Source organism: Mycobacterium kiyosense, from assembly GCA_021654635.1.
Taxonomy (GTDB): Bacteria; Actinomycetota; Actinomycetes; order Mycobacteriales; family Mycobacteriaceae; genus Mycobacterium; species Mycobacterium kiyosense.
The window spans coordinates 1,910,284-1,937,204 of sequence record AP025179.1 but is presented as its reverse complement, the minus strand read 5'-3'; the positions used below and the strand labels follow the sequence as shown (position 1 = coordinate 1,937,204).

At 64.4% G+C, this 26,921-nt stretch carries 23 protein-coding genes and 11 pseudogenes; 22 read left to right on the top strand and 12 right to left on the bottom strand.

Annotated features, from left to right (window positions below; translation table 11 throughout):
* The first annotated feature begins 88 nt into the window (after positions 1-88).
* Positions 89-1,828 (top strand): DUF3556 domain-containing protein, encoded by a 1,740-nt coding sequence (locus L6444_RS09260; protein WP_236981836.1) that lies wholly within the window; start codon positions 89-91, stop codon positions 1,826-1,828.
* Positions 1,825-2,613: an SDR family NAD(P)-dependent oxidoreductase gene (locus tag L6444_RS09255; protein WP_236981835.1), complete on the top strand. Its 789-nt coding sequence runs from the start codon at positions 1,825-1,827 to the stop codon at positions 2,611-2,613. The genes L6444_RS09260 and L6444_RS09255 overlap by 4 nt, the downstream gene beginning before the upstream one ends.
* 9 nt (positions 2,614-2,622) lie before the next feature.
* On the opposite strand, the gene L6444_RS09250 is transcribed toward L6444_RS09255, so the two are convergent.
* Positions 2,623-2,850: a DUF3618 domain-containing protein gene (locus tag L6444_RS09250; protein ID WP_236981826.1), complete on the bottom strand. Its 228-nt coding sequence runs from the start codon at positions 2,848-2,850 to the stop codon at positions 2,623-2,625.
* Between the two features lie 80 nt (positions 2,851-2,930).
* Between L6444_RS09250 and bcp the strand changes: the two genes are divergently transcribed.
* The 3 genes and pseudogenes from bcp (at position 2,931) to L6444_RS09235 (ending at position 6,024) form a co-directional block, all read left to right on the top strand.
* Positions 2,931-3,404, top strand: coding sequence for a thioredoxin-dependent thiol peroxidase (gene bcp / locus L6444_RS09245; protein ID WP_236981824.1), 474 nt, complete (start codon positions 2,931-2,933; stop codon positions 3,402-3,404).
* A 176-nt stretch (positions 3,405-3,580) separates the two neighbouring features.
* Positions 3,581-4,564, top strand: a pseudogene (locus L6444_RS09240) (HNH endonuclease signature motif containing protein); the annotation flags it as partial.
* 28 nt (positions 4,565-4,592) lie between these two features.
* Positions 4,593-6,024, top strand: a pseudogene (locus tag L6444_RS09235) (recombinase family protein).
* A 203-nt stretch (positions 6,025-6,227) separates the two neighbouring features.
* On the opposite strand, the pseudogene L6444_RS31030 reads toward L6444_RS09235, so the two are convergent.
* The 3 genes and pseudogenes from L6444_RS31030 to L6444_RS09215 form a co-directional block, all read right to left on the bottom strand.
* Positions 6,228-7,822: pseudogene (locus tag L6444_RS31030) on the bottom strand (replication initiator).
* Positions 7,819-9,143, bottom strand: a pseudogene (locus tag L6444_RS09220) (FtsK/SpoIIIE domain-containing protein). Before L6444_RS09220 ends, L6444_RS31030 begins: the two co-directional pseudogenes overlap by 4 nt.
* A gap of 163 nt (positions 9,144-9,306) precedes the next feature.
* Positions 9,307-9,648 carry an SCO3933 family regulatory protein gene (locus tag L6444_RS09215; protein WP_044544024.1) on the bottom strand — a complete coding sequence of 114 codons (342 nt, stop codon included), beginning with the start codon at positions 9,646-9,648 and terminating at the stop codon, positions 9,307-9,309.
* Between L6444_RS09215 and L6444_RS09210 the strand changes: the two genes are divergently transcribed.
* Both L6444_RS09210 and L6444_RS09205 read left to right on the top strand, forming a co-directional pair.
* Complete coding sequence (locus L6444_RS09210) at positions 9,605-9,793, top strand: hypothetical protein (RefSeq protein ID WP_162484155.1); 189 nt, start codon at positions 9,605-9,607, stop codon at positions 9,791-9,793. The two genes, L6444_RS09215 and L6444_RS09210, sit on opposite strands and share 44 nt — an antisense overlap.
* Positions 9,794-10,176: 383 nt before the next feature.
* Positions 10,177-10,710 carry a hypothetical protein gene (locus tag L6444_RS09205; RefSeq protein WP_236981817.1) on the top strand — a complete coding sequence of 178 codons (534 nt, stop codon included), beginning with the start codon at positions 10,177-10,179 and terminating at the stop codon, positions 10,708-10,710.
* A 32-nt stretch (positions 10,711-10,742) separates the two neighbouring features.
* Here L6444_RS09205 and L6444_RS09200 read toward each other — a convergent pair whose 3' ends face one another.
* Entirely contained in the window at positions 10,743-10,973 is a 231-nt protein-coding gene (locus tag L6444_RS09200; RefSeq protein ID WP_236981815.1) for a hypothetical protein, read from the bottom strand.
* 14 nt (positions 10,974-10,987) lie between these two features.
* On the opposite strand from L6444_RS09200, the pseudogene L6444_RS09195 reads away from it, so the two are divergent.
* The 13 genes and pseudogenes from L6444_RS09195 (at position 10,988) to egtD (ending at position 20,422) form a co-directional block, all read left to right on the top strand.
* A pseudogene (locus L6444_RS09195) lies at positions 10,988-11,696 on the top strand (creatininase family protein).
* Positions 11,697-12,194: 498 nt separating this feature from the next.
* Positions 12,195-12,594, top strand: a pseudogene (locus L6444_RS09190) (YkgB family protein).
* Positions 12,557-13,289: pseudogene (locus L6444_RS09185) on the top strand (flavodoxin family protein); the annotation flags it as partial. The pseudogenes L6444_RS09190 and L6444_RS09185, both read left to right, overlap by 38 nt.
* A gap of 28 nt (positions 13,290-13,317) precedes the next feature.
* Entirely contained in the window at positions 13,318-13,764 is a 447-nt protein-coding gene (locus tag L6444_RS09180; RefSeq protein ID WP_236981811.1) for a sigma-70 family RNA polymerase sigma factor, read from the top strand.
* Between the two features lie 186 nt (positions 13,765-13,950).
* Positions 13,951-14,184, top strand: a complete 234-nt coding sequence (locus L6444_RS09175; RefSeq protein WP_236981809.1) for a zf-HC2 domain-containing protein — start codon at positions 13,951-13,953, stop codon at positions 14,182-14,184.
* Positions 14,185-14,450: 266 nt separating this feature from the next.
* A complete protein-coding gene (locus tag L6444_RS09170) occupies positions 14,451-14,618 on the top strand; it encodes a DoxX family membrane protein (RefSeq protein ID WP_459551917.1) in 168 nt (55 codons plus the stop codon).
* Positions 14,619-14,981: 363 nt separating this feature from the next.
* Positions 14,982-15,248, top strand: a complete 267-nt coding sequence (locus tag L6444_RS09165; protein WP_236981804.1) for a TetR/AcrR family transcriptional regulator — start codon at positions 14,982-14,984, stop codon at positions 15,246-15,248.
* A 1,475-nt stretch (positions 15,249-16,723) separates the two neighbouring features.
* On the top strand, positions 16,724-17,362 hold the full coding sequence (locus tag L6444_RS09160) for an MFS transporter (protein ID WP_236981802.1): 639 nt from the start codon (positions 16,724-16,726) through the stop codon (positions 17,360-17,362).
* A 99-nt stretch (positions 17,363-17,461) separates the two neighbouring features.
* Positions 17,462-17,743, top strand: coding sequence for a hypothetical protein (locus L6444_RS09155; protein ID WP_236981800.1), 282 nt, complete (start codon positions 17,462-17,464; stop codon positions 17,741-17,743).
* A gap of 403 nt (positions 17,744-18,146) precedes the next feature.
* A complete protein-coding gene (locus L6444_RS30505; RefSeq protein ID WP_459551916.1) occupies positions 18,147-18,554 on the top strand; it encodes a glutamate-cysteine ligase family protein in 408 nt (135 codons plus the stop codon).
* The gene (locus tag L6444_RS30500) at positions 18,505-19,017 is read left to right on the top strand and encodes a glutamate-cysteine ligase family protein (protein ID WP_459551915.1); all 513 of its coding nucleotides are present in this window, start codon (positions 18,505-18,507) and stop codon (positions 19,015-19,017) included. The genes L6444_RS30505 and L6444_RS30500 overlap by 50 nt, the downstream gene beginning before the upstream one ends.
* Positions 18,924-19,292 (top strand): glutamate-cysteine ligase family protein, encoded by a 369-nt coding sequence (locus L6444_RS30495; protein WP_459551914.1) that lies wholly within the window; start codon positions 18,924-18,926, stop codon positions 19,290-19,292. The genes L6444_RS30500 and L6444_RS30495 overlap by 94 nt, the downstream gene beginning before the upstream one ends.
* A 169-nt stretch (positions 19,293-19,461) precedes the next feature.
* A pseudogene (gene egtD, locus L6444_RS09145) lies at positions 19,462-20,422 on the top strand (L-histidine N(alpha)-methyltransferase).
* Between the two features lie 227 nt (positions 20,423-20,649).
* Here the strand turns inward: egtD and L6444_RS09140 are convergent.
* The 5 genes and pseudogenes from L6444_RS09140 to L6444_RS09120 all read right to left on the bottom strand — a co-directional run.
* A pseudogene (locus tag L6444_RS09140) lies at positions 20,650-21,350 on the bottom strand (haloacid dehalogenase type II).
* A 77-nt stretch (positions 21,351-21,427) separates the two neighbouring features.
* A pseudogene (locus L6444_RS09135) lies at positions 21,428-21,889 on the bottom strand (DUF1348 family protein).
* A 55-nt stretch (positions 21,890-21,944) separates the two neighbouring features.
* Positions 21,945-22,496 carry a carboxymuconolactone decarboxylase family protein gene (locus L6444_RS09130; RefSeq protein WP_044544033.1) on the bottom strand — a complete coding sequence of 184 codons (552 nt, stop codon included), beginning with the start codon at positions 22,494-22,496 and terminating at the stop codon, positions 21,945-21,947.
* 333 nt (positions 22,497-22,829) lie between these two features.
* Complete coding sequence (locus L6444_RS09125; protein ID WP_236983953.1) at positions 22,830-22,904, bottom strand: hypothetical protein; 75 nt, start codon at positions 22,902-22,904, stop codon at positions 22,830-22,832.
* A 100-nt stretch (positions 22,905-23,004) separates the two neighbouring features.
* Positions 23,005-23,451, bottom strand: a pseudogene (locus tag L6444_RS09120) (ABATE domain-containing protein); the annotation flags it as partial.
* A gap of 135 nt (positions 23,452-23,586) precedes the next feature.
* On the opposite strand from L6444_RS09120, the gene L6444_RS09115 reads away from it, so the two are divergent.
* Both L6444_RS09115 and L6444_RS09110 read left to right on the top strand, forming a co-directional pair.
* Complete coding sequence (locus tag L6444_RS09115) at positions 23,587-24,006, top strand: nuclear transport factor 2 family protein (protein WP_236981798.1); 420 nt, start codon at positions 23,587-23,589, stop codon at positions 24,004-24,006.
* A gap of 364 nt (positions 24,007-24,370) precedes the next feature.
* Entirely contained in the window at positions 24,371-25,039 is a 669-nt protein-coding gene (locus L6444_RS09110) for an alpha/beta hydrolase (protein ID WP_236981796.1), read from the top strand.
* A gap of 241 nt (positions 25,040-25,280) precedes the next feature.
* Here the strand turns inward: L6444_RS09110 and L6444_RS09105 are convergent, their stop codons facing one another.
* Together L6444_RS09105 and L6444_RS09100 are read right to left on the bottom strand one after the other, a co-directional pair.
* Positions 25,281-25,766 (bottom strand): iron-sulfur cluster-binding domain-containing protein, encoded by a 486-nt coding sequence (locus L6444_RS09105; protein ID WP_236981794.1) that lies wholly within the window; start codon positions 25,764-25,766, stop codon positions 25,281-25,283.
* Positions 25,767-26,228: 462 nt separating this feature from the next.
* Positions 26,229-26,918 (bottom strand): MOSC domain-containing protein, encoded by a 690-nt coding sequence (locus L6444_RS09100; RefSeq protein WP_236981792.1) that lies wholly within the window; start codon positions 26,916-26,918, stop codon positions 26,229-26,231.
* Positions 26,919-26,921: the final 3 nt, after the last annotated feature.

Sequence of the window (26,921 nt, the reverse complement as noted above, 5' to 3'; positions counted from 1 at the left end):
CGAAAACTATCCCACTGAGTCGGCAAAGGACCTGTCGCGCCCGCCTCGCAGCAGGTACTTTTTCCTGGCACCCGTCGAAGGAGCCGCAATGGGATTCATCCAGCCCAATCTGCCCGTCGTCGACATCCCCGAGTGGAGCAACGGCACTCGCTCCGAGCGGGTGATACCGATGCAGCGGCACATCGCCGAGAACGGGTTCGGCACCCCGCTGATCATGCCGGTGATGTACGGCGTGAAGATCGTGCTCTACATTCTGGGCGCCTGGATGTGCGCGTGGTCGACGCCGGGCATCGGCGGCTTCACCGACGTCACCGCGTGGTGGACCGAGCCGATCGTCTTCCAGAAGGTTGTGCTCTACACAATGCTGTTCGAGGTCGTCGGCCTCGGCTGCTGCTTCGGACCGATGGCTGGGCGCTACTTCCCGCCGATGGGCTCGATCCTGTACTGGCTGCGGCCCGACACCATCCGGCTGCCACCGTGGCCCGACCGGATCCCGCTGACCAAGGGCAGCAACCGGACCCTGCTGGAGGTGGTGCTCTACGCCGCCCTGCTGATGCTGCTCTTCGTCGCTCTGCTCTCCGGCGGTACCGGCCCGATTCCGGCTCTGGACACCACCATTGGCGTACTCCCGAAGTGGCAGCCGGTCGCGGTCTTGGGCGTGCTGGCCCTGCTGGGCCTGCGCGACAAGATCATCTTCCTGGCCGCCCGCGGCGAGGTGTACGCGCCGCTGACGCTGGCGTTCCTGTTCACCGGGGCCGACATCGTCGTCGGCGCCAAGGTGGTGTTCATGGTGATCTGGCTGGGTGCGGCGACGTCGAAGCTGAACAAGCACTTCCCGTTCGTGATCTCGACGATGCTGGCCAACAATCCGTTCATTCCCTCGGGGATCTTGAAGCGGTCGTTGTTCAGGCGCTTCCCGGATGATCTGCGGCCCAGCGCATTATCGGGTTTCATCGCGCACTTCTCCACCGCGGTCGAGGGGTTGGTGCCGCTGGTGCTGTTGTTCTCGCACGGCGGCTGGCCGACGGCCATCGCGGCGTTCGTGATGGTCGTGTTCCACCTCAACATCCTGTTGGCGTTTCCGATGGGGGTGCCGTTGGAGTGGAACGTGTTCATGATCTTCGGCGTGCTGTGGCTGTTCGTGGCGCACGCCCATGTGGGGCTGTCCGACACCGGCAACCCGTGGCCCGTCGTGCTGCTGTTCGCGGTGGTGGCCGGGACCGTCGTGATCGGAAACCTGTTCCCGCGCAAGGTTTCCTTCCTGCCCGGGATGCGGTACTACGCCGGCAACTGGGACACCACGGTGTGGTGCGTCAAGCCGTCGGCGGACGAGAAGATCCGGATCGGGTCCAAGGCGCTCGGCCCCATGCAGCATCTGCAGCTGGAGCGGCTGTACAAGAGCAAAGAGGATGCCCTGATTCCCATCCATCTGGCGTATGCGTTCCGCGGCATGAACACCCACGGTCGCGCGCTGTTCACCCTGGTGCACCGGGCGTTGGCCGGTTACGACGAGGACGACTACAACCTGTGCGAGGGCGAGGTGTTGTGCTCGATGGTGCTCGGGTGGAACTTCGGCGACGGGCACCTGCACAACGAGTGCCTCATCGAGGCGCTGCAGCAGCGTTGCGGCTTCGAGCCAGGTGAGGTACGAGTGATCATCCTCGACTCCCAGCCGATTCAGACTCAGCGTCAGGAGTACCGCCTCGTCGACGCCGCGACGGGTGAGTTCGAGCGCGGCTACGTCGAGGTCGCCGACATGGCCGAGGCGCAGCCGTGGGCCGACGACATCCCGATCCACGTGACCAGCGACTCAGGATTGCACGCATGAACAGCGCATTGGTCACCGGCGCCTCCACCGGGCTGGGCCGCGAACTGGCGGCCTTGTTCGCCGCCGACGGCGTCGATCTGGTCGTGGTCTCCAGCGAGCGCAGTGCCACCGAGCTCGCCGCGCTGGCCGACGAACTGCGTTCTGGCCACGGGGTGCGCGCCGACCCGATCACGATGGACCTGTCGGCACCGGGTGCCGGAGCCGACCTGGTGTCCCGCGTCGACGACCTCGGCGTCGACGTCGAGTACCTGGTCAACAATGCCGGGGTAGGGATCCTCGGGCTCAAGATCCAGGAGTGCGACCCGGCTGCGGTGTCGAGAATGGTCCAGCTGAACGTGGTGACGCTGACCGATCTGACGACGCTGTATGCGGCGCGGATGGTGAAGGCCGGCCACGGCGCGATTCTCAATATCAGCTCGATCGCCGCCTACGTCATCCCACACGGTCTAGAGGCCGGTTACTCGGCCAGCAAGGCCTATGTCCGCAGCTTTTCTGAGGCGGTGGCCTCCGACCTGCACGGCACCGGGGTCACCTGCACCCACCTCGCCCCCGGCCCGACCCGCACCGAATTCGGGCGGACTGCCGGGGTGGGCGATTGGGCACGTCTGGACCGCTTCATCATGGACGCCGCGCCGGTGGCCAAGGCCGGATACGAGGCGATGCGGGCGGGCAAGGTCACTGTGATGCCCGGTCTGGGGAACAAGGTGATGCGGGTGGCGGCGCCGCTGTCACCGTCGCGGCGGATGAAAGCGCTGATCTCGGGCTATTTCGTGGCGCGCCACTGACTGCCCGGGTCAGCGGTTGCGGATCCGGTGGATCACCACGATGACCGCGACGACGCTCACCCCGGTCAGCGATACCGTCACGATGGGCTTGTTCAGGAACTCGAACACCTTGGCCTTGACGTCATCGGCTAGGCGGCGAGGATTCGCACGCTCAGCAAGCGAGTCGACGGTTGCCGCCAGCTGGTTGCGGGCTTGGTCGATCTCCTGCTTGATGGTGTCGGGATCGCGGTCCGCCACGTGTCTGTCCTCCAAGTCAGGCTGGTGCACTGACGAACTACCCTAGTGCCGACGCTCCGGTGACGAGAAAGGGATGCACCTTGACCGAGAACACCCGCTTGGCGCCCGGCGACAAAGCGCCCGCGTTCAGCCTGCCCGATGCCGACGGCAACAAGGTTTCGCTGTCGGATTTCAAGGGACGCCGCGTCGTCGTGTATTTCTATCCGGCGGCCTCGACACCCGGCTGCACCAAGCAGGCCTGCGATTTCCGGGACAGTCTGAATGAGCTGAACGAGGCCGGTATCGACGTGGTCGGCATCTCCCCCGACAAGCCGGAGAAGTTGGCGAAGTTCCGCGATGCGGAAGGATTGAATTTTCCGCTGCTGTCGGATCCGGACAAGAAGGTGCTGGCGGCCTACGGCGCGTTCGGCGAAAAGATGATGTACGGCAAGAAGGTCACCGGGGTGATCCGCTCGACGTTCGTGATCGACGAGAAGGGCAAGATCGAGGTCGCGCAGTACAACGTCAAGGCGACCGGACACGTCGCCAAGCTGCGGCGCGACTTGTCGGTTTAGGGACCAGTCACGCACGTCGCTACCGGTCCCCGTTGTGGTGCTGAGGCCCCAGCGCTAGCGCGCCGACTACGCCAATTTGGCCAATCAGCCTGTGCCGCTGCATAAATAACGCGTTCACGCTTCCAGCTCAGGTTGGACAGCCGAGACTTGTCGGACCCCGCTGCTTTGATGGGGTCATGTCTTCGAGCGCATCGCCTGCCGTGGCGGTAACTCCCGCTGAGCGCCTTGAGGTGCTGTTTGAGGAGTTGGCGGAGCTGACCGGTCAGCGTAATGCGATCGATGGTCGGATCGTGGCGATCGTCGCCGAGATCGAGCGCGACGAACTGTGGGGGTCCACCGGCGCACGGTCGGTCTCGGCGTTGGTGGCCTGGCGTACCGGCTGTCCCCGCGCAACGCCAAGACCATCGCCGCGGTGGCGCATCGCGCGCGGGAGTTCCCGCGCTGCGTGGCCGGTCTGCGCGAGGCCGGCTCATGGATCAGGTCGGTCGTGCCAGACGCGCCGCCGACGGCTCCGATGAGCACTACGCCGAGCTGGCCGCGGTAGCCACCGTCTCCCAGTTGTGCACCGCGATCAAGCTGGAGCCGCGACCGGAGGACCCCTGCCCCGAGCCACGCCCGGGTCCGCAGCGCTCGATCTCCAAGACCGGCGACGAGCAATCCACCACCTGGCGGATCACCCTGCCCCATGCTGAAGCCGCCCTGTTCGATACCGCCCTGCAGGCGCACCTGGATGCGCTGGTGACCGACTGGAAACGCGACCACGCCGCCGCCGCAGCATCCCAGTGCCCCCCGCTGCCCGACACCGTGGATGCGTTCCTGAGTCTGGTGACCCGCCGGCAGGACACCGAAGTCGCGCGCGCCAGCTGCACAGCAACACGACCGTGATCGTGCACCTCGACCTCGACAAACCCGCCGCCGCCCTGCACCTGGGGCCACTCCTGTCGGCGGCCGAACGCCGGTACCTGACCTGCGATGCCACCTGGGAAGCCTGGTTTGAGCGCGACGGGCAGGTCATCGGCGCCGGCCGCGAGACCCGCCAGATCAGCCGCCGGCTGCGCCGCGCCCTAGAACACCGCGACCGCTGCGTGGTGCCCGGCTGCGGCACCCGCGGCCACGCCCACCACCTGCAGCACTGGGAGGACGGCGGGCCCACCGAACTGCAGGTCATAGGATTGTTAAACTACCCTCATGTCTGTGAAATCTGCTGGTCAGCGTGTTGGGGTGGGGTCGGCGGCGATTTATGCCCGGATTTCCTCGGATGTGGAGGGCACGGGGTTGGGGGTGGCGCGGCAGTTGGAGGATTGCCGCAAGCTCGCCGCGGATCGGGGTTGGCCGGTCGGGGCCGAGTACGTCGACAACGATGTGTCGGCGTTTTCCGGCAAGCCGCGACGCCAGTACGCCCGGATGCTGGCTGATCTGGCATCAGGTGATCGTGATGCGGTGATCGTCTACAACTTGGATCGGCTGCATCGGCGTCCGGTGGAGCTGGAGGAGTTCGTCACGCTGTGCGAGTCGGTCGGTGTGCGCGATGTGGCGACGGTGACCGCCGACATCGACATGGGTAATGATGACGGGCTGTTCATGGCCCGCATTTTGCCGGCGTTCGCCGCCAAGGAGTCCGGCCGCAAGTCGGCCCGTATCCGCCGCAAAATGTTGCAGAACGCCCAGGCCGGGTTGCCACACGGTTCAGCACGCCCGTTCGGGTATGAGGCCGACAAGATCACCGTGCGCGAATCAGAGGCCGCAGTGGTCCGTGAGATGGTGGACCGGTATCTGGCGGGCCAATCGCTGCGGTCGTTGACGATCTGGCTCAACGAGTCCCAGGTCGCGCCGAGCGTGGCGGCATCGTGGCAGACCACCGCGGTGCGCCAAGTGTTGTCCTCGGGCCGTATCGCCGGGTTGCGCGAGCATCGCGGAGAAGTGATCGGTCAGGCGGTGTGGCCGGCGATCATCACTCCAGTGCAGCGGGATCGGGTATTGGCGCGGATGGCGGCACGCTCGGTGACCAAGACCCGCACCGCCCGCACCTACCTGTTGTCGGGGATGTTGCGCTGCGGACGCTGCGGCAACCGACTGTATTCCCAAGCTCGGCACAGCAATCCGCAGAATCGGATACGCCGCTATGTGTGTTTGAAGGGGCCGGATCATGGTGGGTGTGGCCGGTTGACGGTGGTCGCCGCCCCGGTCGAGGAACTGCTGGCTGAGGCGGTGCTGGCGCGGCTGGATTCACCGCAGTTGGCCGACGTGTTGGCCGGCAAAGCCACCGCTGATGCTGATGTTTCCGCGTTGGCCGCCCAGGTCGATGCCGATCAGGAACGTCTTGATGAGTTGGCCGGCTTGTATGCCGATGGGGCGATCACGGCGCGGTGGATTGCGGCGCGTGATCCGATCACCGGAACGCATCACGACGGCGCGAGATATTGCTGCGGCGACTGACACGACGGCGGTGTTCGAGTTGGCCGGGACCGGCGGGGTGTTGCGCACCGACTGGGACGGAATGGATTTGGGTCGCCAGCAGGCGATCGTCAAAGCGGTGTTGGATCACGCCGTGATTGCACCGGGCACACCGGGTGCGCGCCGCCTGGACATCGACCGGGTGGCCCCGGTGTGGCGGGTCTGACCCGACGACGTCGGCGGGCGATCGGCCCCAAGGAGCGTGGCGATCAGTGGCGATGACGGTCGGGTCGGTCACGGTGACTTCGGCACGTCGTGGCGTTCACGTGGTCAACCGCGATGAACTCGGGCCGCTCATGAAGGGCAGCACGCCGGGTCACTACTGCTAGCGGCGTCTCCGTCGCGCGTCACCGGAATTGTTACTGGTCATTATCCGGCACCCGGCAGCATGGGCAGGATTATCAGTGGCGCAGCGGGATTCGGTGACGCAACGATGCGGGCAGCGATGTGACGCAGGGCTGCGGAGACGACCAGCACCCGGTCGCCGGCGCTGGCGTGTCCAGCGTAGTCAGGCCTCCCAGAACCTCAGTCGAGCGCCGTAAGGCCGCTGGTCGAGACCCGGTCACCGCGCCGCCGTTTGAGTTCCGTTTCGTTGCGTTGCGTCTTTCGTTACTTGCTGGCGGGTCCAGGTGGCGCCCGGGCGGTCCGCAGGGCGCCCAAGGTGGTGGAGAAGTGCCGGGATTTGGTGGTGATGTGCCCGCGATACCCGAGGGTGTGCAGCCAGCGCCCGATCCCCGCCACCGCGCCACTACCGTGTTCGGCCAGCTCGGCGATGGTGGCCAAGATGGCCCGCACATGCTCACTGACATCCAAGCCGGTGATCGCTTCGGCGGACAGGCGTCGCGCGGTGATCCCGAAGTCGTGCAACGATTTGGTGACGTATTTCGCTAAATAGGCGGCGACCCGGCGCGGTGAAAGCCGCGACGATGCGCCTGTTACTGTTCCCGGTACGGTGGGATCGTGTGCAGCCGTGCCTGTTTCGGATGCCAATGCTTGAATGTCGATTTGGGTGCCGAACCGCAGCGTGCGCACGCCGTCCCGGCGGGGGTCATCGCCGCCGGCGGGTATCTCGATGCGGACGCGATCGGCGGCTTGGTGAATCAGAGCGGTCAGCTCGGTGGCGGTGATCGGTGACGACCAGCCCGCATCCTGGCCGACTCTGGAACGGGGCTCCCCACCACCCCGAGGGGCGGCGGGGCCGTCACTGATGTGATCACCTGACGCGGTGGGCCGATCACCGGGTGGGTCGAGGCGGATCAGTGCGTGAATGTGCGGGATGGCACGCACTTGCAACTCCACCATGACAAACTAACCCGCACCGAATCCGTAGAAAGCCAAACTCGATGCGCGGTGATGGCGCGTCGTAGTGCGATGGTTAAGCGCCGCCACAGTTCGGGCAGATGCCACGTGAACAGCACATGCCCGAGATAGTCATAGCAGTCCGCGCACAGTGGCTGACCCACGACGGGATCATCAACGGCATGACTCGTGTTGCAGTGCAGCGGGTTTCCGTGTCGGCAGTGCTGTGTCGTGACGCGTGGTGTGCGTGCGTGGCAGGTGGTTCCGGTAGCGTTGTGCACGGCCCCGTAGCCGGGTGCGGTGAGCGTGGCGAACACCTGCGGACGATCGGCAACCTCACAGGGTACGTCGTGGTGGCCGCCGGCGGCGCCGGCGTGTACCAGCTGCCAGGTGTCGCGGGCATACAAATCTGCACACGACGGGCAGACGGTGGCGCGACGGTTGTTGCAGCGCGTCCACACCGCATGTTGGCGCCCGGCCGTGTCGGCGCCGACGAGCTGGATCGGGTGGGCGCAGTAGCCGACCGATTCCACCCGCCGCCACCACGACCCGAAACCGGGTGAGGAGGCGCGGCGGCACATCTGGCTGATCACCGCATCCGCATCGATAGTGGTGGGCAGGCCCGGCAGCACGATCACCGGGCCCGGCGTCGTCAAGCTGTTCACCGATTTCCATGTTCGCCGGGGCGCGGTACCCGAAAAGTACGGGCCAAAACGCTGATGTCGCGGTCGGTGACGTGAAAGGCCCGGACCCGTGCCGGGTCGGCGGTGCCGTCGATCATCACGTAGCCGATCCCCGGGGTGGCATCGGCGATCAGGTCGCATTCGGCGCCGGCATCGCGGGCTCCTTGTCCGAGCACCATCGCGGTCTGGGTGGCTTCGGTCATGCGCAGCCCGATGCGCACGGTGAACAGTTGGCGCACCGGCAGGGTGTCTTTGGCCGGGTCTTGCACCGCGGCCACCACCGAAATCCCGACCGCCCGCCCCTGCGATAACAGCAGCCCGAGTAGGTGTTCGATCTCGGCACGCAGTTTGCGGTCGCTGACATAGGCGGTCAGCGCGGCAATCTCGTCGATGATCACCACATACAGCGGCTCGCCGACAGTGGGGTTGTGCAGTCGGGTGTGCCCGCGCAGCCGGGCGGCGCGTGCGTGCATCAGCTCCACCAGCTGCCGCAGCAGCTCCACGGTGGGTTGCCCCATGTGATAGCAGAACCGGGTGAACAGCGGTGCGCCGGCGCCGAGTTCCATGCCGCCTTTGGGGTCGATCACCCACAGCCGCACCCGCCCGGTTTTCACATGGGGTGCCAGCCCGGCGATCAGCGACCACAGCACCGAACCCTTGCCCGCTCCGGTGGCACCGGCAACCAGCAGGTGCTGCCCGAGCACCGGCAACGTCCACCAGCGCCGTGATTCGGTGACCCCGACCCGCACCGCGCCCAGATCGACCTCAGTGGCCGGGGTTGGCATCGGTACCGCGATCGGCTGGCCGAGCACATCACCGCGGCCGATGATGATCCGCAGCTGCCCCGGCGCCGTGGCGCGGATCGTCAACCGCTGCGCACCCCAGGTCGCCGCCAGCGGGGCGCGTTTTGCCAGTCAGCAATCGACTGGCCGGTCACCACCGCGCAAGCACAGTACGTCGGCATGGCGGCCGATCCGCACCGACTCACGGCGAAGCTGGCGTGCGCTCACCGGATTTGGCGGTCAGCGTTGCAGGGCGCACACCGATGCCCCAGTTGCGGTGATACCGCCACCACGCCCAGAACCGCTGCCGCGGCGGGTTGGTCACCCACCGGCTAAACGATGACGGCTCGCATACCGACCAGCCGACATATGCCGCGATCTCCGCGATGGCGGTCAACGCCGGCCCGCGCCCCGTGGCTGACGGTGACCCAGAGCGCCACGATGACCGGGACGCTCAGGACGGGGATCGCCCACCACGGTAGCTGTCCGGCGGCTTTGACTGCCGCCACGATCCAGCTCACCGGTCAGTCATCGTCGGGTGATGGATTGTTGTTGTGGGGCTTATTGTTTAAATTATTCGGTATGACGGCCTACTTTCTACTGACGACGGAAAAAGGAAGAGGTAGGGTGCCAGCCCGGCAGCCCCGACGCGCTGGTGTGCGCAACTGCCGGGCCGGCATCCGGTTACCGGGCCTGCTGGCCCGTCTTGACGGTCGCCGTGGCGGGGTCGGTGGCGGTGATGGATTCGGCGCGATACGCGATGCCCGAGCGGCCGTCTTGCGACCACGGCAACGCCACCAGACCCGCTACCGCCACCGGCTGGCCGACAGTGACTTTCGGTTCACCGACCACGGTGACCGCCAGCACTTCGCCGCCGGTGGCGTCAAGGGCGATCAACTGCACCTGCCACAGCGCTTGCCCGGTGGCCTTGTCGACGCGTGGTGCCCCGGTGTCGAAATTGGTGCGCTGCTCAGGAACCCGCGTGCACAAGAACGTCACGCCGCTCGTGTCGATTCTCAGTTTCATGCCGGTGCTGTCCTTCCTCGTTTGTTTTCCCGCGGGTGTGTTCACCCGCCAGACAAGGAAGCGCCATCCCGCGATGCGCCAGGAAGTGATAGGCAGTGATAGCAGTGATGACCGCAAACGCGCACAGGTTGCTGACCTGCGCTGATATATGCGGCATGATCGAAGTCATGGCCGCAGCCGACCCGATCCGCGCACTCAACGCGCAGCGGCTCAGCGCGGCCCGCAAGCGCTACGGCTACAGCCTGCGCGAGTTGGCGATCGAGGTCGAAAACGTCCGCACGCTACTGCGGGGATGCCGACGCCGCCACCCAGGAGTCCCTGCGGCGAAGAAATCGCCCAGATCGAGCGGACTGGATGCTCCGGCCCGATGTGGCGCGAAGACCTCGCCGCGGTGTTCGGCGTCGAACCCGACGAGATCTTCAGCGTGCCGATCACCACCGACCTGCCGCACCCGCTGCTGCTGCAGAAGTGCCGTCGACCGTGACGTAGTGGCCGTCATCGCCGCCCAGCAACATGCCCCACATCCGAGTGAGCACCTTCGGCCCCCAGCACGCCGCTGGTGGAATCCTGATCTGCTCACCATCAGATCGCTTGATCGTCCACGCGCCATCACAGGTCAAAGCGGAAATGCGGCATGCTGCCGGGACTACCGCCGAGGTCGCCGGGTGGATCGCCCAAGATGTCGGAGATCACGCCGCCGCGGAACGACTCACCCACACCGCCGCCTTGCACCTGCGTACGGCCGGCCCGGCATTCAACGCCATGATCTTGATGCATGATCAACATTCTCACCCGCACAACCCCGACCTGGCCGCCGCGTTGGCCGCTGATGCCGCCGAACTCATCGACGGCCACGACGTGGGCCGTCTGGCCGCCAGCATCGCCCGCCAACAGGCCCTCGCTGAGCTGGCCAACAAGAATGAGCGGGCCTTTCACCTACCTACTGCCGCAGCCCTCGAACTCGGTGACCTGCAACCCCACCCGCACGATCATGCGATCTACGCCCACAGCCTCGTCGCGAAATCGCCTCCGGCTACCTACGCATCGGTGACAAAGCAGTAGCGCTGCTCGCCGGGCACCATCACGCCTGGACATCACAACAGCATCGCGACCAGACCGTGGCCGACATGCGACTCCTGCACGCCTGGATCGCCGGCGGAAATACCAAAGCACTCGCTGACCGGCTTTTGGCGATCCCGGGCTACCTGGCCGCGCCTTCCCAGCAGGCCAGATCGCATCTCGGCCCAGGCAGGCATCGTGCGGGAGCGCCGGCGACGAAACAAAGACTCGATCTGCAACAGCTCGCCCGGCCGCATCAACGCCACCCAAGGGTCCTCCCGTGAGCCGTCGAGTCATTCCCGACAGCACCAGCACAGACCCCGCAACCGCCCGCCCCGTCGCGGTGCTGCCGGTCGGCTCATTCGAACAGCACGGCCCCTACCTGCCGCTGGGCACCGACACCCTCATCGCCAGTGCCATCGCATCATCAATCAATCAGCACCACAGCGTATTTCAGCTACCACCAGTCACATTCGGCTGCTCGCATGAACACGCGGCCTACCCCGGCACCATCAGCATCAGCGCCACCACCCTGGCCGCGATCGTCGCTGACATCATCGAATCGCTGGCACGCCAGAACATCGCCGGGCTGATCGTCGTCAACGGCCACGGCGGCAACGCCGTGCTGATCAACGTCGTCCAACAAGCCAACCACCCCAAGAACCGTCAGGTTGGGCTCTACCCCAGCCGCGGAGCTGAACCGAAGCCCGCGCCGCCGCCGGAATCCACAGCAGCAACCACGACGACATGCACGCCGGCGAACTGGAAACCTCCATCCTGCTCGCCGCCCGCCAGCTACCGCGAGGGATGGCGATAGCGACCACACCGCCAACGACCGCCGCTACCTGACCAGCCTCGGCATCCACGCCTACACGCCCACCGGCGTCATCGGCTCCCCATCCCAGGCCAGCGTCGCCAAAGGCAGCAGTGTCCTCGCCCACCTCGGCCGCAACGCCGACACCCTGATCGGGCTGCTCACCACACGTTGACCAGCAGAACAGACAACTCGGCGGCTACCTCCGGGCTGCGCTGCGCTCCCTTCGCTTTCCGTCCGCTGGCGCTCCCCGTCCCACGCCGGTCGCTCACTGCGCCCTGCGTCGCATGAGCACCAGTGCCACCAGCCAGTGAATACACCCGCAGCGTTCGTGCGGCTGCCACCAGGCCAACGACGCTTGCGCCTATCGCTCCTGGCCAGCACCTTCACCTGACCCGCGTCGGCCCGCCGCCGCACGCTGCCGAACACAGTCCCCAACCTCGCGCGTGAGGAATTTCTTTACTGGTATCGAGTCACACCCCCAATAACGCTGTAACGCTCGGCTCGCCCCGTGGCACTCATCTTCCGGTAACTGGTCGACGCACCGTCGGCCCTCGAACAGCTGAGGAGGGCGCAATATGCCCGCAAACAATGACACCGTCGATAGGACGTCACTCGACGCAACCCTCACCCGCATCGGAAGCGCGGTCATCGCTTCTGGACTAAGCGCTCGTTGATCGGGTGGATAGGCGTTCTGAAATTCGCCTACGAGCAGGGATCGGAAGCCGCTCGTCGCCAACAGTCCCTTCATGAGTTGGTTGTACGAGTTCTTCTCGGTGACGACATTCTCATCGTTACTCGGTGTCGTCGAGGTCACGGCCGCGGTTCTACTGGTGGTGAAGCCCTGGCTACCGAAGGTCTCCGCCGTCGGTAGCATCGTTTCGATCGGCCTCTTTACGGCCACGATCAGCTTCCTGTTCACGACCCCCGGAGCCATGGAGTCCGCAGAAGGCGGCTTCCCGTGGTTGAGCATGACCGGTCAGTTCTTGATCAAGGATGTCGCTCTGCTGGGGATTGCGTTGTGGACGCTGGGCGATGCACTCAGCAGCGCGAAAGTTCGTGACCGTGTCTGACCCAACGCTGGACTTCATCGGACTACGGGCATTGTTCATCAACTGCACTCTCACGCGGACGCCGGGGGTCAGCAACACTCAGGGGCTCGTCGACGCATCGGCGGGCATCATGGCCAAACATGGTGTGGCCGTGGATGTCGTGCGGGCCATCGATCACGACATCGCAGTTGGGGTTTGGCCCGACATGCGAGACCTCGGGTGGTCGGTAGATGAATGGCCGAGCATCTTCGAGAAGGTGCTTGCCGCACATATCCTCGTGCTCGCAGGGCCAATCTGGCTGGGCGACAACAGTTCTATCATGAAGAAGGTTCACGAACGTCTGTACGGCGGTTCGCACCTACTCAAATGACGCCGGTCAATCCTGTACTACGGCCGGGTCGGCGGTTGCCTCATCACTGGCAATGAGGACGGAGTGAAGCACTGTGCGCAGAACGTTCTGTACACCCTCCAGCACATTGGTTACACGATCCCACCGCAGGCTGACGCCGGATGGATCGGAGAAGCCGGACCGGGACCCTCATACCTCGACCCCGGTTCCGGCGGTCCGGACAATGATTTCACCAACAGGAATACGACGTTCATGACATGGAATCTGCTGCACTTCGCGCGAATGCTGCGCGACGAGGGCGGCGTGCCGGCCCACGGCAACGACCGACGCGGGTGGGAGGCGAGGCCGATTCGACTTCGCGAACCCAGGCTGTGGAGTACCGTCGTTAAGCGACCATGATCACCAACGACGGCTTCGGGACGAGGGGCACCTTGATCGCCGCGCTTCGTGCGGGCGACGAGGGCGCCTTCGCCCGTCTGGTCGACTGGCACACACCGGCAATGCTGCGGGTGGCGCGTGGGTACGTGCCGAGTCGAGAGCATGCCGAGGACGTCGTGCAGGAGACGTGGATCGCGCTCCTCAAGGGCTTGGAAAAGTTCGAGGACGGTCATCCTTGCGTACCTGGCTTTTCACGGTTCTGGTTAACATTGCCAAGTCAGGGTCTCAGCGGCGCAGGCACGTTGACACTCAGATCAAGGCATTCACGGGCGGCTGCGGTCGGCCCGAGCGATTCCGTGCTGCCGGCGGCCGAGTTGGCCGAGCACCAGGAAGGCGACAGAACGCCGACGCCTTTCCCGGACACTCCCGAAGGCTCGCTCTGGGCAGCCCGAACTCACGCGTAGCTCCAGAGTGAGCGCGATACCCTGCCCTGAAACGCCAGCGCATCGTGGTGACGCTGCGCGACATGAATGCTCGATTCCGACGGGGTGTGCGCCTCTCGATATCAGCGCTGCCAACCAGCAGGTGCTGCTGCATCGCGGCCGTGCGGTGATTCGGCAGACCCTCGAAGATTATCTGAGGGAAGCGTCGTGAAGCCACTGGACTGCAACGAACTCGTCGAGATGATCACCGCCTATCTCGACGGGTCACTCGATCTCGAAACGCGGGCTCGGTTCGACGAGCACCTGCTCGACTGCGACGGGTGCGACAACTACCTGCAGCAGTTTCGGGTCACCATCGGCAGGGTCGGCCGGATCCGTAAGGTCGAGCTGGCGCCGGAGTTCCGCGCGCAGTTGCTCGACGCCTTCAAAGACTGGCGCTGACAGCCCGTTCGAGCACAACGTGACGACATCCGGTCTGGCGAACCGATCTGTGCGCGCCCAATGAGTGTCGATGACCACGTCGGCTGCTTGTAACGCCTACGCCACCCGCCGACACCACTAGGCATCGACGCAGAAGTCGTCGCGAGGGAGGAACAGGCCAATGAGGCATATCGTGATCCATGGCGTCTCCGGCCTGCCGGATTCCGGCCGGCGTACCGTCGTGTCTCCGACGTGCCTGAACACCCTCGGCTGGTTGCCGAAATCTGGTGCTGCGACTCACCATCGGCTTCATGTTCTTCAGCGGTGCCATCGGCAAGCTCGGCGATCTCACGACGTTCACGCAGATGTTCGCCAACATGGGCATCCCCGCAGCGGGATTTCTCGCTCCCCCTCTACACCGCGGTGGTTGGAATTGGTTGGCGGTGCGGCATTGATGTTGGAGCACTCGGCACCCGCGTCGTGTCACTGGTGCTGGCCGGGGACATGGTCGGCTGCGTTGATGCGGACATCGGCCCGGACCTCGCGCACAAGCACCGGGTTGGTGGGATTTCCTGAGCAACTTGTTTTATGCCAGGTGGCTCCTGGTGGGCCTGCTGACGTGGCTGACATGCGTTGGATCCGGCAAGGCCGGCCTGGACGAGCTGGTTAACCGATGCGCGCCGCGTACTGCGGACTGACCGCCGGTGTAGTTCGATCTGCGGCCCGGAGAACATGCTGCGCAGGCGACCGCGCCGGGCGCGATACGAAACCGGGGTGGCGCAACGGCCGCCGCTCGTCGCTCGCTTACCGTAGAGGTCATGGCCACCGATCCCGAACCCGCGCCGCCGCGCGCGACGGTGGCGACCACCGAGCGGGGTCAACGCACCCGGGCAGCCATCATCGACGTGGCGGCCACGCTCATGTACCAGAACGGCGTCTCCGGAACCTCTGTCGACGACATCCTGGCCGCGTCGGGCACCGGCAAATCGCAGCTCTACCACTACTTCAGCGACAAATCGGAATTGGTCGCGGCGGTGGTCGAACGCCAACTGGAGCGAGTGCTGGCAGCCCAGCCGGGCCCCTAGCTCACGTCGACTCCATGAAGGGCATTGAGCGCTGGGCACGTGAAGGTGGTCCTTCGCCTGCCGGCAACCCGGTGGCCCGTTCGCCTGTCCCCTCGGTTCGACCGCTGCGGAGTTGAAGAATGACCCGGCGTTTCGCCCAGCCCACAACCGCGGCGTTCCGCCGGTGGGAGCAACCGCTCGCCGAGGGCCTACGCACGATGCGTGCTCGCGGCGAGTGGGCCGACGGGAGAACCCGGACCGGCTGGCAACCGCCCATAATCGCCGCCCTGCAGGGCGGCATGTTACTGGCACGGATCAACGGGGACCTCACGACGCTGCGCGACACTTTGAACGCGGCGGTGGACAACATTCGCCGTCGCACCGTGCCGCCAAGTGACCGCGGTTCATGCCGGACGACTCCGGCCGACAGCCGCCACTGTATCGGCCTGCATTCCCAGCAGCAAACTGTTTTTCCGACAGTACAATAACGTTCGGGCATGGTGATGATGCGCGTCATCACGAGCACCATACTGGACGGAGCAGCTTTGCAGATTCTTCCACCGCCTGACCAGTGTTTCGCTGACCTTCACGGACTATCCGTTCCACCCACTACATCGATGTGGCCAGCGGCGATGGCAACACCATCCTGCGGAAGTGCACTACGTCGGCGAGGGACCTGCCGACGCGCCGCCGGCTTGCTGCTGCTGCACGGTGAGCGTCGTGGTCATTCCTTTACCGCAAGATGATTCGGTGATTACCGGCACGGTTGCGCGCAGTGGCGATCGACTTGGTCGGCTTCGGCCACAGCAATCAAACCCGGCAGTCGGGACGACTACGCCTACCAGGCTCACGTCGGCTGGACCGCGCTGCCATCGAGGCGATCGGACTCACCGATATCACCCTGGTTTGCCAGACTGGGGTGGGCTGATCGGGTTGCGCCTAGTGGGTGGAGTCGATCGCTTTGCCCGCGTCGTTGCCGCCAACACGTTCTTACCTACAGGAGACCGACGTCTCGACAGGCTTTCTTGCTTGGCAGAAATACAGTCGGGAACCCAACTTCGACGTCGGCAAGATCGTCAGTGGCGGCTGCTCGAGCGGCGCTCCACCGGCAGGATCACGCCGCCTACCGACGCTTGAACAGTATTTTTACAAGGCCGGCGCCCGGCAATTCCCGATACTGGTGCCGACCAGCCGGACGGCGCTGCACGCAGCGTCAGGCAGCATGGGACGCGCACAGGACGCTACGACAAGCCGTTTCTGTGCGCATTCTCCGACCAAGATCCCATCACCGGTGGCGCCGACGGGGTGCTGCGTTCGTTGATTCCCGGTGCGCACGCCTACGAACCCGTCACGATAACCGGGGCTGGACACTTCCTCCAAGGAGGACAGCGTGAACTCGCCTCCGCGGTAGCCACTTTCATCGCTGCTGCGTCCATGATGAAGCCCATTTCAAGCGAAATCCCTCGTGCGCGTACTGGGCGGTCGGTCATCTGGTGATGTATCGCAACGCAGGCGACGACGGGCAGCTGCAAACGCCAGACAAGCAGCGAGCTTCGCCGATCGCTGAACCGCAGAAAAGGCAGGGCTTGCCGGCAACGTTGTCGCGGCAGCTGGGAGTCGCGGGTTCGACCAATCGCGCGCAAATTGGTGTCTTCGCCGTATTCGCGGCTCATGCTCTGGTGTTTTCGTCGTGGGTGGCCCACATCTCTCACGTTAAAGGGCGACTTGGGACTTCCGACGGCGAGCTGGGCGATGCTCTGCTGGGTGCTCCTTTGGGTGCTTTGCTGGCGACGACGCTGTGCGTCTGGGTGTTGCCACGCTGGGGAAGTCACCGTCTGGTCCCGGTCACGGTGGCCGGCTACGCGGCGTCCGGGCCCCTTCTGGGTCTTGCCAGGTCCGAGATGGAGCTTTTTCTGGCGCTGACGTGTGTGGGTTTCTTTTTAGGCGGACTGGACGTCGCGATGAACGTTCAAGCCGCTGCGGTTGAGCGTCTCGCTGCGAGCCCGATCATGTGTCGCTTCCACGGGGTGCGCAGCGTCGCCGTGTTGCTGGGGTCTTTGATCGGCGCGGCCTGCGTGAGCGCGGACGTGGACCTGGCTGCGGCTGACCGTCATCGGCGCCATGGTCGTATGTGAGTCCTGCCGCTTTCCGCGGCGCTTGCTGACCCGGCACCCTCGCCGGTAAGCGAAGACCGACGGCCTCCGCGGATCTGGAGAAGTCCGACCGTAATGATCTTGTCGGCCGTCGCGTTCGCGTCTTTTCTGTGTGAAGGATCCGCATCCGACTGGTCGGGCGAGTATCTTGGCCGCGTCGTCGGCGCGGCGCCTGCCGTGGCCGCGCTCAGCTACGTGCCATTCACTTTGGTGATGGCCGTGACGCGGTTGGGTGGCCGCCGGCTGTACAGGCGCATATCCATCCGCCGGCTGCTGCCGACATTGGCGCTGTTCGCCGCCGAAGTGCTTTCGTGGCGACCGCCGATCTTACGGCGACTTTTTGTCAGAGGTTTGCGGCTTTAGGCGCGGGAGTGGCGCTGCTGGTGCCCGCTGCGATGACGGCCGCATACTCCCCGAGCGACGCGGGAACCGCAATTGCCTTGGTCGCCGCCATCGGCTGGGTCGGCTATCTCATTGGTCCACCGTTGATCAGCCCAACTGGCCCAGCGGGCCGAGGCTGTCCGTGGCGCTGGTCACCGTCGGTCATGATGACGCTGGTTGCGATCGCGATCCGATTCTGGCTCGCTTTCGAGCACGCGGGCATTCCCTGCGGACAACGTCAACCATGACGGCGAACGCCGGGGGCCAGGTGAGTCGAATATCTCGGAACTTTCTCGCAGCCTGGTGAGCCGCAACCGGGTGCAGCCGGCGCAACTCAGACGCACTGCCGGTGGCACGGTGGTTGGGACCTCGAGGAAAGCCCGCTATGACACATTCTGTTGCACCCGGCTGGATCAGGACCGCCTGCCCGTTACCGAGCTGGCCGATTCGGCGGCGGCGGCGCGCTACCTACATCACTCGCGGGTGTTTCACCGATGGCCGGTCGGGGCGGGTCGGTCTGGAGGTCGAGGCGCACTGCTTCGACCCGGGTGCCCCCGCCCGCCGACCGGGCTGGGAAGAGATCACTGACGTTCTCGACGCGCTTCCCCCGCTACCGGGCGGCAGCGCGTTCAGCGTGGAACCTGGTGGCGCGGTCGAGCTGTCCGGGCCACCCGCCGAGGGCGTACTTCCAGCCGTAGGCGCGATGGCAACCGACCAGGCGGTGCTTCGATCGGCTTTCGGCAATGCCGGGCTGGGTCTGGTGTTGTTGGGCACCGACCCGCTACGCGGGTGAGCGCGTCAATCGGGCGCGCCACCGCCGCGCCGCGGGCAGATTCTTCGTCGCCGGCAATACCGCTGCCGCTGGTGCGGCGATGATGACATCGACGGCATCCATCCGTCAACCTCGACGCGGGACCGCAGGCCAGGTGGGCGGCACGACTACGGCTGGCACGTTGGGTCCGACGATGATCGCGATCACCGCCAACTCGCCGTTATTGCGCGGGAAGTTCTCCGGCTGGGTGTCGACCCGGCAACAGGTGTGGGGCCGCCTCGGCTCCGCACGTTGCGGACCCATCCAGCAGGCCGACTGCGAGGATCCGGCCAGCTCCTGGGCGCGCTACGCTCAATGCGGTGATGGTGCCTGCGCCCCGACGCCGTCGCGGTGCGGCGGCGTGTATCTTTCGCCGATTGGGCCGACGGCCGGGTGCTGCTGGGCGGGCGTCGCCCCAACACCGCCGACCTCGACTACCACCTGACCACTCTGTTTCCGCCGGTGCGCCCCCGCGGCCGACTCGAGATCCGCTACCTCGACAGCGTTCTCGACGTGCTCTGGCCGGCCGTGGTGTTCACGCTGGTGACTCTGCTCGACGACGGTTGCCGCCGAGGCCTGCGGCCAGGCCGTCGAACCGGTCGCCGCGGGCACAGAGCCGCCGCCCGAGATCGGCTGACCAGCGGCTGCGCGCGCGGCCGCCGAGCGGTGCGTGGCCATTGCCGCCGAACGAGTACCCGCGCTGAACTCGAAGATGCGTGAGCAGGTTGATCCTGGCGTCGAGCGCGACCGTTGTCCGGCCACGACCTGACCGACCGGGTGATGGAGCGTGGCATCACAGCCACGGTCGCTGAGCTGGCGCACGAAGGATGGTGACTCTCCAACCGCCGCGCCCCGTGGCACGGCCGGTCTGGTACCGGAAAGGACTGCTATGACGGTAACCCTGTCGAACCACCTGGCCGTGGACTCCGCCTACGAGGCACTGCGTCGCGATGTCTTCCGTGGACTACAAAAGACACCAGCTGCCGCCCAAAGTGGTTTGCGATTCGTAGGCAACGGGTGTTTGATCGGATCACCCGGCTGCCCGAGTACTATCCGGCTCGCGCGGAGACACAGATCCTGTCGGCACGTTCCGCCGAGGTTGCCGGCGCTAGTGCCGGCGGACTCCTGGTCGAATTAGGGAGTGGTACCTCGACGAAAACCCGGCTATTGCTCGACGCGCTGCGCGATGCCGGCACGCTACGCCGGTACGTGAGCCGTTCGACGTCGACGCGAGCACGCTCTCGGCGTCAGTAGCTAAGATCCGCCACGACTATCCGAACATCGAGATCCATGCGGTCTGTGGTGATTTCGAGAAATACCTAAGCGAGATCCCCGTTAAAGGGCGGCGACTCTTCGTGTTCCTGGGCTCCACGATCGGCAATCTCGCCCCCGAGCCACGCGCCGAATTCCTCGCGGCACTGGCCGCCGCGATGCGATCGGGTGACAGCTTGCTGCTGGGCACCGACCTCGTGAAAGACCCAGGCCGGCTGGTGCGAGCGTACGACGATGCCGCCGGGGTGACCGCCCGGTTCAACCGCAATGTGCTCGCGGTGATCAATCGGGAGCTCGACGCCAATTTCGACCTCAGCGGCTACGCGCATGTCGCCCGGTGGAATGTCCGGGCCGAACGCATGGAGATGTGGCTGCGGGCTGTCGGCCCCCAGCGGGTACACGTCGGCGCCTTGGACCTGACGGTCGAGTTCACCGCCGGCGAGGAGATGCTCACCGAAGTTGCGTGCAAGTTCCGATCCGAAGCGGTGGTCGCCGAACTCGCCGCGGTCGGGCTGGAGCGCACCCGGTGGTGGACCGACGACGCCGGCGACTTCGGTCTCGCACTGGCAGTGCGGTAGACGCCAGGCAAGAAAAAGTCGAGAAACCGGATGATGATGAATTACCAAGGCATTACGCCGCTCTCGCGAGTCCGATCCCGGTCGCGTTCGGCGCTGGCCCCCTCCCGAGGACTGCCGTCCATTTCCGGAGGAACCACTTTTCCGGAGAGTCTTTGACGGCGTGGCCAGTTGTGGTTGTCGCGGCTGCGCCAGGTATCGGGACCTTCGGAAGTTGGCGCAACTACTCACTACGCGGGAGAAGACTCATCGGCGCGGCTTCGGAGGATTGCCGCCAACTCCCGTAGATCGCTGGCGACGATCTCCGGCTGCGGCAGGCCGGAGATCGGCAGCGGGGCGTTGCCGGCGTGGGTAATCAGCTCGCCGCCGAGCCCGACCGATTGCGCGCCGGTGGTGTCCCAGACGTGGGCGGCGACCATCATGCATTCCGCCGGCGCCACGCCAAGTTCGTCGCAAGCGCGCAGATACACGTCGGCGCGGGTTTGAACACTCGGTGTGAGGCGACGCTGAGCTGGCGCTCGAAACGGTGCCCCAGTCCGGCATGTTCCAGCGGGCTGGCACCGCCCGGATTGGGCGGTGAGTTTGTCAGCGTCACGAGGCGAAAACCGTTGTTACGTAGGACTGTCAATCCATCGGCGACGTCGGGATGTGCAGGAATGGTCAGCATCCCGTGGTCAAGTGTCCGTTCGTCCGCCTCGGCGATGTTGACGCCGTGGACGGAGGCGAGCATCTGCGGCACCCCCTGGCCCAGTGTGAAGAAGTCGACGTAGTGGTCCGAGAGCGTCGCCGTCATCGAGTAGGTGACCAGCTGACCGAACCACGCCCGCAAGCCTCGTCGATCGCCGAAGGGTCGCTCGAAAAACGGTGCGATGGAATCGATGTCGATCAAAGTCTCGTTGACATCGAACACGAGAACAGATGGAGCTGCGATCATCGTCACATCATCTACGGTGTGGTCGTCGATAAAGCCCCGCGTGGTCGGTGACGGGCCGGCACGGCAGAAAATCTTCACCGCAGGGGAATGTCGTGTCCTTGTCCGCGTTCATTGGCGGAACGGGGGCCATGGAAGCGGCGTTCGGCTTCGGCAATGGGGAGGTCTTTGATGCTCGCTTCTCGGCGGCGCATGAGTCCGTCGTCGTCAATTCCCATAACTCGTTGCCGTAACGCGAATACCGCACTGATGGCTGGCGTCGCGCCATTCATATTGAAGCACGGCATTCGGTTCCCGCGGAATTACAGGCTTTTGCGCAGCACGTAGTCGAGTTCGTGTTCCCATTTTCTGGTGAGGAACTCGACGATTGCGGGGCGGCCGGATAGGAATTGGTCGCGGTTGCGCCATACGGAGTGTGGGGTGTAGGCCAGGCTGACGTGGCGGGGGTCGCGGGTATTCCAGGCGTCTTCGGCGGCCTGGACTTTCTGCAGTGCTGTGACGGTGTCGAACGGTGGGGAAGGGGGTCGTTGCTCAGGCACGTTGGCGTTGATCCTCGTTGGTGGTTGTTCGTGATCGTGGCGGGACCGACGACTCTTAGTTCTGGTGGTGGTTCAGGGCGACGACGGGCCAGTCGTTGTCGACATGAGCCAAGACGTTGAAGTAGTTGGTCAAAATGTTGAGCGCCAAGTTGGCGACGACTTCGCCGATCTCTTCCTCGGTAGCGCCGGCTTCGCGGGCAGCCTTGACTTCGGTTTCGTCAACGTCGCCGGCGTTGGCGGCGATGGTGTTGGACAGTTTGAGCAGCGCGGCCACGTGGGCGTCCTTCGAGTCACCCTCTCGCGCCTTGGCTAGCTCGTCGGAGTCCAGCTTGGCGATGTTGGCGCCGATGTAGGTGTGCGCGGACAGGCAGTACTCGCATCCGTTCAGTTCTGCGGTGGCGATCGCGAGCCGCTCGCGCACCGCTGGGCTCAACACGCCGCCGGCGACCGCGCCCGACAGCGCCAGGTAAGCCTGCAGCAGAGTAGGACTGCTGGCCATCACCTTGGTCATGTTGGGGGTCAGTCCCAGCGATTTGTGTACTTGGGCGAGCAGCTCGGCAGCCCGGCCGGTGGCGGCCTCGGGCTCGACGGGAACAAAGTTAGCCATTGCGGGTCTCTTTCTTTCCGCCATCACCTAATGGATGAATATGAGTTCTCTCCATTAGCAATCTACCACTGCCTTCTAACGGGTGCAAGGCTTTCTACCCGTGAGAATGTCGGTGTGTGACGACGGGAACACCCGCGTGGCTCCCGCCCGCCGAGCCGGCGCCGGTTCGCCGGCGTCACCATCACCAGGCCGGCCCAGCCGCAGTCAACATACGGGCGGTGACGCCCCGGATATTGCTTTACGAACACCATTTTGTGACCAGTGTGACGCTCAAAGTCGATGGCGGCCAGCATCTGACAATCCACCAACAGCGATCGGGCCGCCGACGACGGGTCAGATTCGCCGGTTCGTCTCAGCTGCGGACGTTCGGTGGCGCCGTACTTTGGCGCGGTTGCCGCAGATTGCCATGGAACACCAGCGTCGGCGGTGGGCTTTGGTGCGGTCGTAAGAAAATGACAGTGCAGCCAGGGCATTGCCGGATCAGGGTCGGGTCGCCCTCGACGAGCAGGTGCGCCCAGGCTTGTGCGGATAGGACCAGAAGCTGTGTGGGCTGTTCCCAGTGCCGCCGCTCATGCAGCAAGAGAGTGTCATGGTCGGGGTTGAGCTGGGTGTAGCGCCGATCCTGCGCCAGCAGCGCATTCAGCTCGTCAATCACATCAACGGGGAACGGCACCGACTTTTCGCCTGCCCAGTCAACAAGAATCGGCCGCAGCTTCTCCCGAAGAGTACGGGCATCCCCAGCGGCGCCGTCGAGTTGACCAGCGCTGAACAGATCTTCGAGCACTGCGCGGTCGTCGTCGTCGATGAGTCCCGTGCGTGCGAGCCACCGTACATAATTCGCCCCGTCTCCGATCAATTCGATTGGCTCTGAACCTGGGGAAGGCGTGGCCCGGCTGTTCAGTAGTTCCAGGGCCGGGTCTCCCGCGAGGCCGACGATGACATCGAGCGGCTGCATCGGCCTCACCTTCCCGGGCGGATCACCGCCGCACTGGTAACCGCTCAACTACATGTTGACAGGTTAGCAAGCGCGGGTGTAACCTTTGAAACATCTTTTCAGAAGTTACACGGGTGGACTGAGAGCGAGGGTTGCGTGGGTGTCATTAAGCACAAGAAGATCGACGTCGATGGGAACGCCGGATCCGAACCGGTTGCGGCATCGGGCTCGGAATCCGAAGCAACGAGTGCGACCTACCGGGCGCCCTTGGAGATCGTCAAAGAACTCTACGCAAAATTGACCGCCGGCGATCCAAGCGGCGCGCTGGCCCTGATGTCTGACGACATCGAGTGGATCACCATGATGGACTACAAGGTCGCCGGCCGTGGCCCGCAGAAAGTCCTTGAGGGCATGCTGATGCCGGCAATGGAAGAGTGGGAGCCACACACGCTGACGCCGCACGAATTCATCTGTGACGGCGATAAAAGGGGAATCGTATCGGTGGGGGGCGGTTCGGAACGAACCGCGCGACCGGCAAGCACGTGGAGGTCGACTACTCTCACATCTGGGAAGTGAGAGGTCACAAGATAGTGCGACACCGTCAATTCATCGACACGGGCAAGATTGAGCCAGCGCGCCATCTCGGCTGAGGCCGCCGGGGGACACAGGGTGGTGACCCAAACCTGCGTCGTATGATGCCAATCCTCCTCACAGGTCCATGTTCTGGTGAATTTGACATCCCAACTGCGAGAGTCCGCTGATGCAAGAGTTTGATGACGAACTGTTCCGAACAGACACCAGGGCACTCAGGGTCGGCCCGTGCACGGGGACGGCTTGACCAGCTGGAAGAAGAACTCGACGAAATCGCCACGCGCACCGACAAACTGATGACCACCACCTTTGGAGCGGAATCCCGATGACAACCGAGCCAACCTTTGTCTTGGTCCACGCGGCGTGGGCCGACAGCTCCAGCTGGGCACCTGTCATCCATCGACTACAGCAGCGCGGCCACAACGTCATCGCCGCACCGCTACCGCTGACATCGTTCGACGACGACACCGCAGCGCTGAACCGAGTTCTCGAGCGTATCGAGGGACGCGTCGTTCTCGGCGGTCATGCTTACGCCGGCGCGGTCATCGGAGCGGCAAATACCGACTCGGTGACGGCTTTAGTCTATGTCGCCGCGATCGCACACGACGAAGGTGAAACAGTCGCCAGTCTGTTTCACCGCGCCCCTGCGCATCGTCTCGCACCCGCCCTAGAACCGGATCGTCACGGCTTAATTTGGCTGCCGCACAGCGCTTTCGCAGCAGCATTCGCACAAAACGCAACCTCCGAACAACACGCCATGCTCGCCGCAGTCCAGCGCCCCCTCTCACCGACGTGCATCACCGCACCCGCCCCACGGCCCGCCTGGAAAGATCGCACAAGCTGGTTCCTCATCGCCGAAAACGACCGCATGATCGCCGCGGAAACCCAGCACTTCGTCGCCACACGGATGAACGCCACCATCCGTGTCACCGATGCCGACCACCTGCCAATGGTGACCCAACCCGACAGCGTCACCGAGATACTGCTCGCCGCGGCCACCGGTCCGACGGCTGCGTGATAGCGCCACCTGACCCGGCCTGTGCGCTCATCGTCGGTTCAACATGACTGACCAAATACACCCGACCCACCCGACGAGACGTCCACCGCGTAGTGAGTAATTCCGACGGCTGTCGGAGGTCCCGATATCCGGCGCAGCCTCGACGCCTACGATCCGCCACGCCGTCATCGACTCACCGGTCGGGTCAGTGACGCTACTGCGCGACGACGCCGACCGCAACACCACCGACGGGGTGCGTTGGTCAGAGCGGTGCTACCACAAGCGTTTCACTGTCGGCTCGAGAAACGCATGGCATGAGGTAGCTGTCGCGTTCGGCATCCTCAAGGTAGGCGTCGCGGTGGTCGACTCGGCCGGAGACAAGACGCAACTTACACGTGCCGCATGTGCCGCTTTCACATGATGATGCAACAGAGATCCCGGCCGACCGCAGAGCGTCCAGTAACGTCTGCGCGGGCGACACGTCGATAGTTTGATCGGTTGACTGCCAGCGTACTGAAAACGGTGAGCATGCCATGCCCAGGGCATTGACTCCCTGGAAGTTTTCAAAATGCACGCGGCTGGGGCGCCAGTGCATTGTTAGGGCGCGGACTTCGTCCATCAACGGCGTTGGTCCGCAGCAATAGAGGTGGGTTTCATCCGGTTGGGAAAGATATGGCCACAGGTCGAGTCGGCCCGCGCTGGTGCTATGGTGCAGCAGGACTTCCATCCCGGGCGACAGCTTAAGCATGTCATCAAGATATGCCGAATTAGCTCGACTCTTCGTCAGATAGATAAGCAGCCCCGATGCGTCGGTTGTCCTCGCAACCTCTAAAGCCATGGAGCGTATGGCCGTGATACCTATGCCTCCGGCGATGAAGAATTAGGCGCGTGAGGGCGCCAATTGGAAGGAATGTGTTTCGAGGCGGCGAAATGACCAGCCGGTCACCGCGTTTGGTCTGATCGTAGATCGACTGATCCTCCCCGTCGGTCGTGTCACGATATACCGTGATGGCATAGCGAGTTATGACAACCTGGGGTCCGTCGGTGGTAGCTGCGTACCGAACCGTTGGGTGTACGAACGGTGATATGTGCTCCCGCCGTGAAAGGTGGGAGAGCTTGCAGTCCCTCTGGTATGAGCTCGAAACGCGCCAAATCGATTCTGTCAACCGCGTCTTTGCCGCGATCACCACAGAGGTCTCGGATTGATTCATTAAGCTTCACCGTTGCCAGCGTAGGGGATTGACTTGACTGGGTCACCTTGCCGCATAGTCGCGCCGTTAATGACCTCAGCCCAAATCCCAAGGTTGGCATCACCGTAATGTTCTACGAGGAGCCTGGGCACCGCCAGATCGCGAACGGCGGTCGATGGATTGACTTCAGTCGCTGCGCACCGAGGAATGGCCGCTAGCCCGCGTAGCAAGACGTCACCGATAGAAAACTCTTTACCAACTAGCTCTGCTTCAGCAAAGGGTGGTGTGCCTTGGATATAGATGTTTGCCCGAAATCGGCGGTGGTCGATCACGCGTTCGCTCCTGCGTGAGAGGTCGCGGATCGAATCGAGGTTGATGATCGACACGGCGTTCATCAAGGTGTCCGATTTGATTGCCGCGTCGGTGAACCGACGCCCGGGTTCTCGCGCCAGGATCGGCTCTGCTTCATCTGGACAATCGAGTATTCGCGCGAAGAAGCGCTCGACCGCTCGTACACCCGCCCGCGTCGCCAGGTCTTCGTGTAAGACGACGTGCTGGCGTACCTTGACCTCCAAAACCCGGCTGTGAACATCGAGATTGGTTGTGATCCCGGCAAGTCGATCCTCTTTGAGCAGGACAGAAAGTTGCTCTTGTGGATCGCTTTCCCATTGCCAGGACGGTATTCGCCGCCAGGTCGGGCCAACGCCCATTCG

Coding starts and splice junctions, on each gene's coding strand:
- L6444_RS09130 (WP_044544033.1), bottom strand. CDS start 22,496: ATGGCTAACTTTGTTCCCGTCGAGCCCGAGGCCGCCACCGGCCGGGCT.
- L6444_RS09100 (WP_236981792.1), bottom strand. CDS start 26,918: ATGGGCGTTGGCCCGACCTGGCGGCGAATACCGTCCTGGCAATGGGAA.
- L6444_RS09105 (WP_236981794.1), bottom strand. CDS start 25,766: ATGCTTAAGCTGTCGCCCGGGATGGAAGTCCTGCTGCACCATAGCACC.
- L6444_RS09165 (WP_236981804.1), top strand. CDS start 14,982: ATGGCCACCGATCCCGAACCCGCGCCGCCGCGCGCGACGGTGGCGACC.
- L6444_RS09260 (WP_236981836.1), top strand. CDS start 89: ATGGGATTCATCCAGCCCAATCTGCCCGTCGTCGACATCCCCGAGTGG.
- L6444_RS09255 (WP_236981835.1), top strand. CDS start 1,825: ATGAACAGCGCATTGGTCACCGGCGCCTCCACCGGGCTGGGCCGCGAA.
- L6444_RS09215 (WP_044544024.1), bottom strand. CDS start 9,648: ATGAAACTGAGAATCGACACGAGCGGCGTGACGTTCTTGTGCACGCGG.
- L6444_RS09160 (WP_236981802.1), top strand. CDS start 16,724: ATGTATCGCAACGCAGGCGACGACGGGCAGCTGCAAACGCCAGACAAG.
- L6444_RS09180 (WP_236981811.1), top strand. CDS start 13,318: ATGATCACCAACGACGGCTTCGGGACGAGGGGCACCTTGATCGCCGCG.
- L6444_RS30500 (WP_459551915.1), top strand. CDS start 18,505: ATGCCGGGCTGGGTCTGGTGTTGTTGGGCACCGACCCGCTACGCGGGT.
- L6444_RS30505 (WP_459551916.1), top strand. CDS start 18,147: ATGACACATTCTGTTGCACCCGGCTGGATCAGGACCGCCTGCCCGTTA.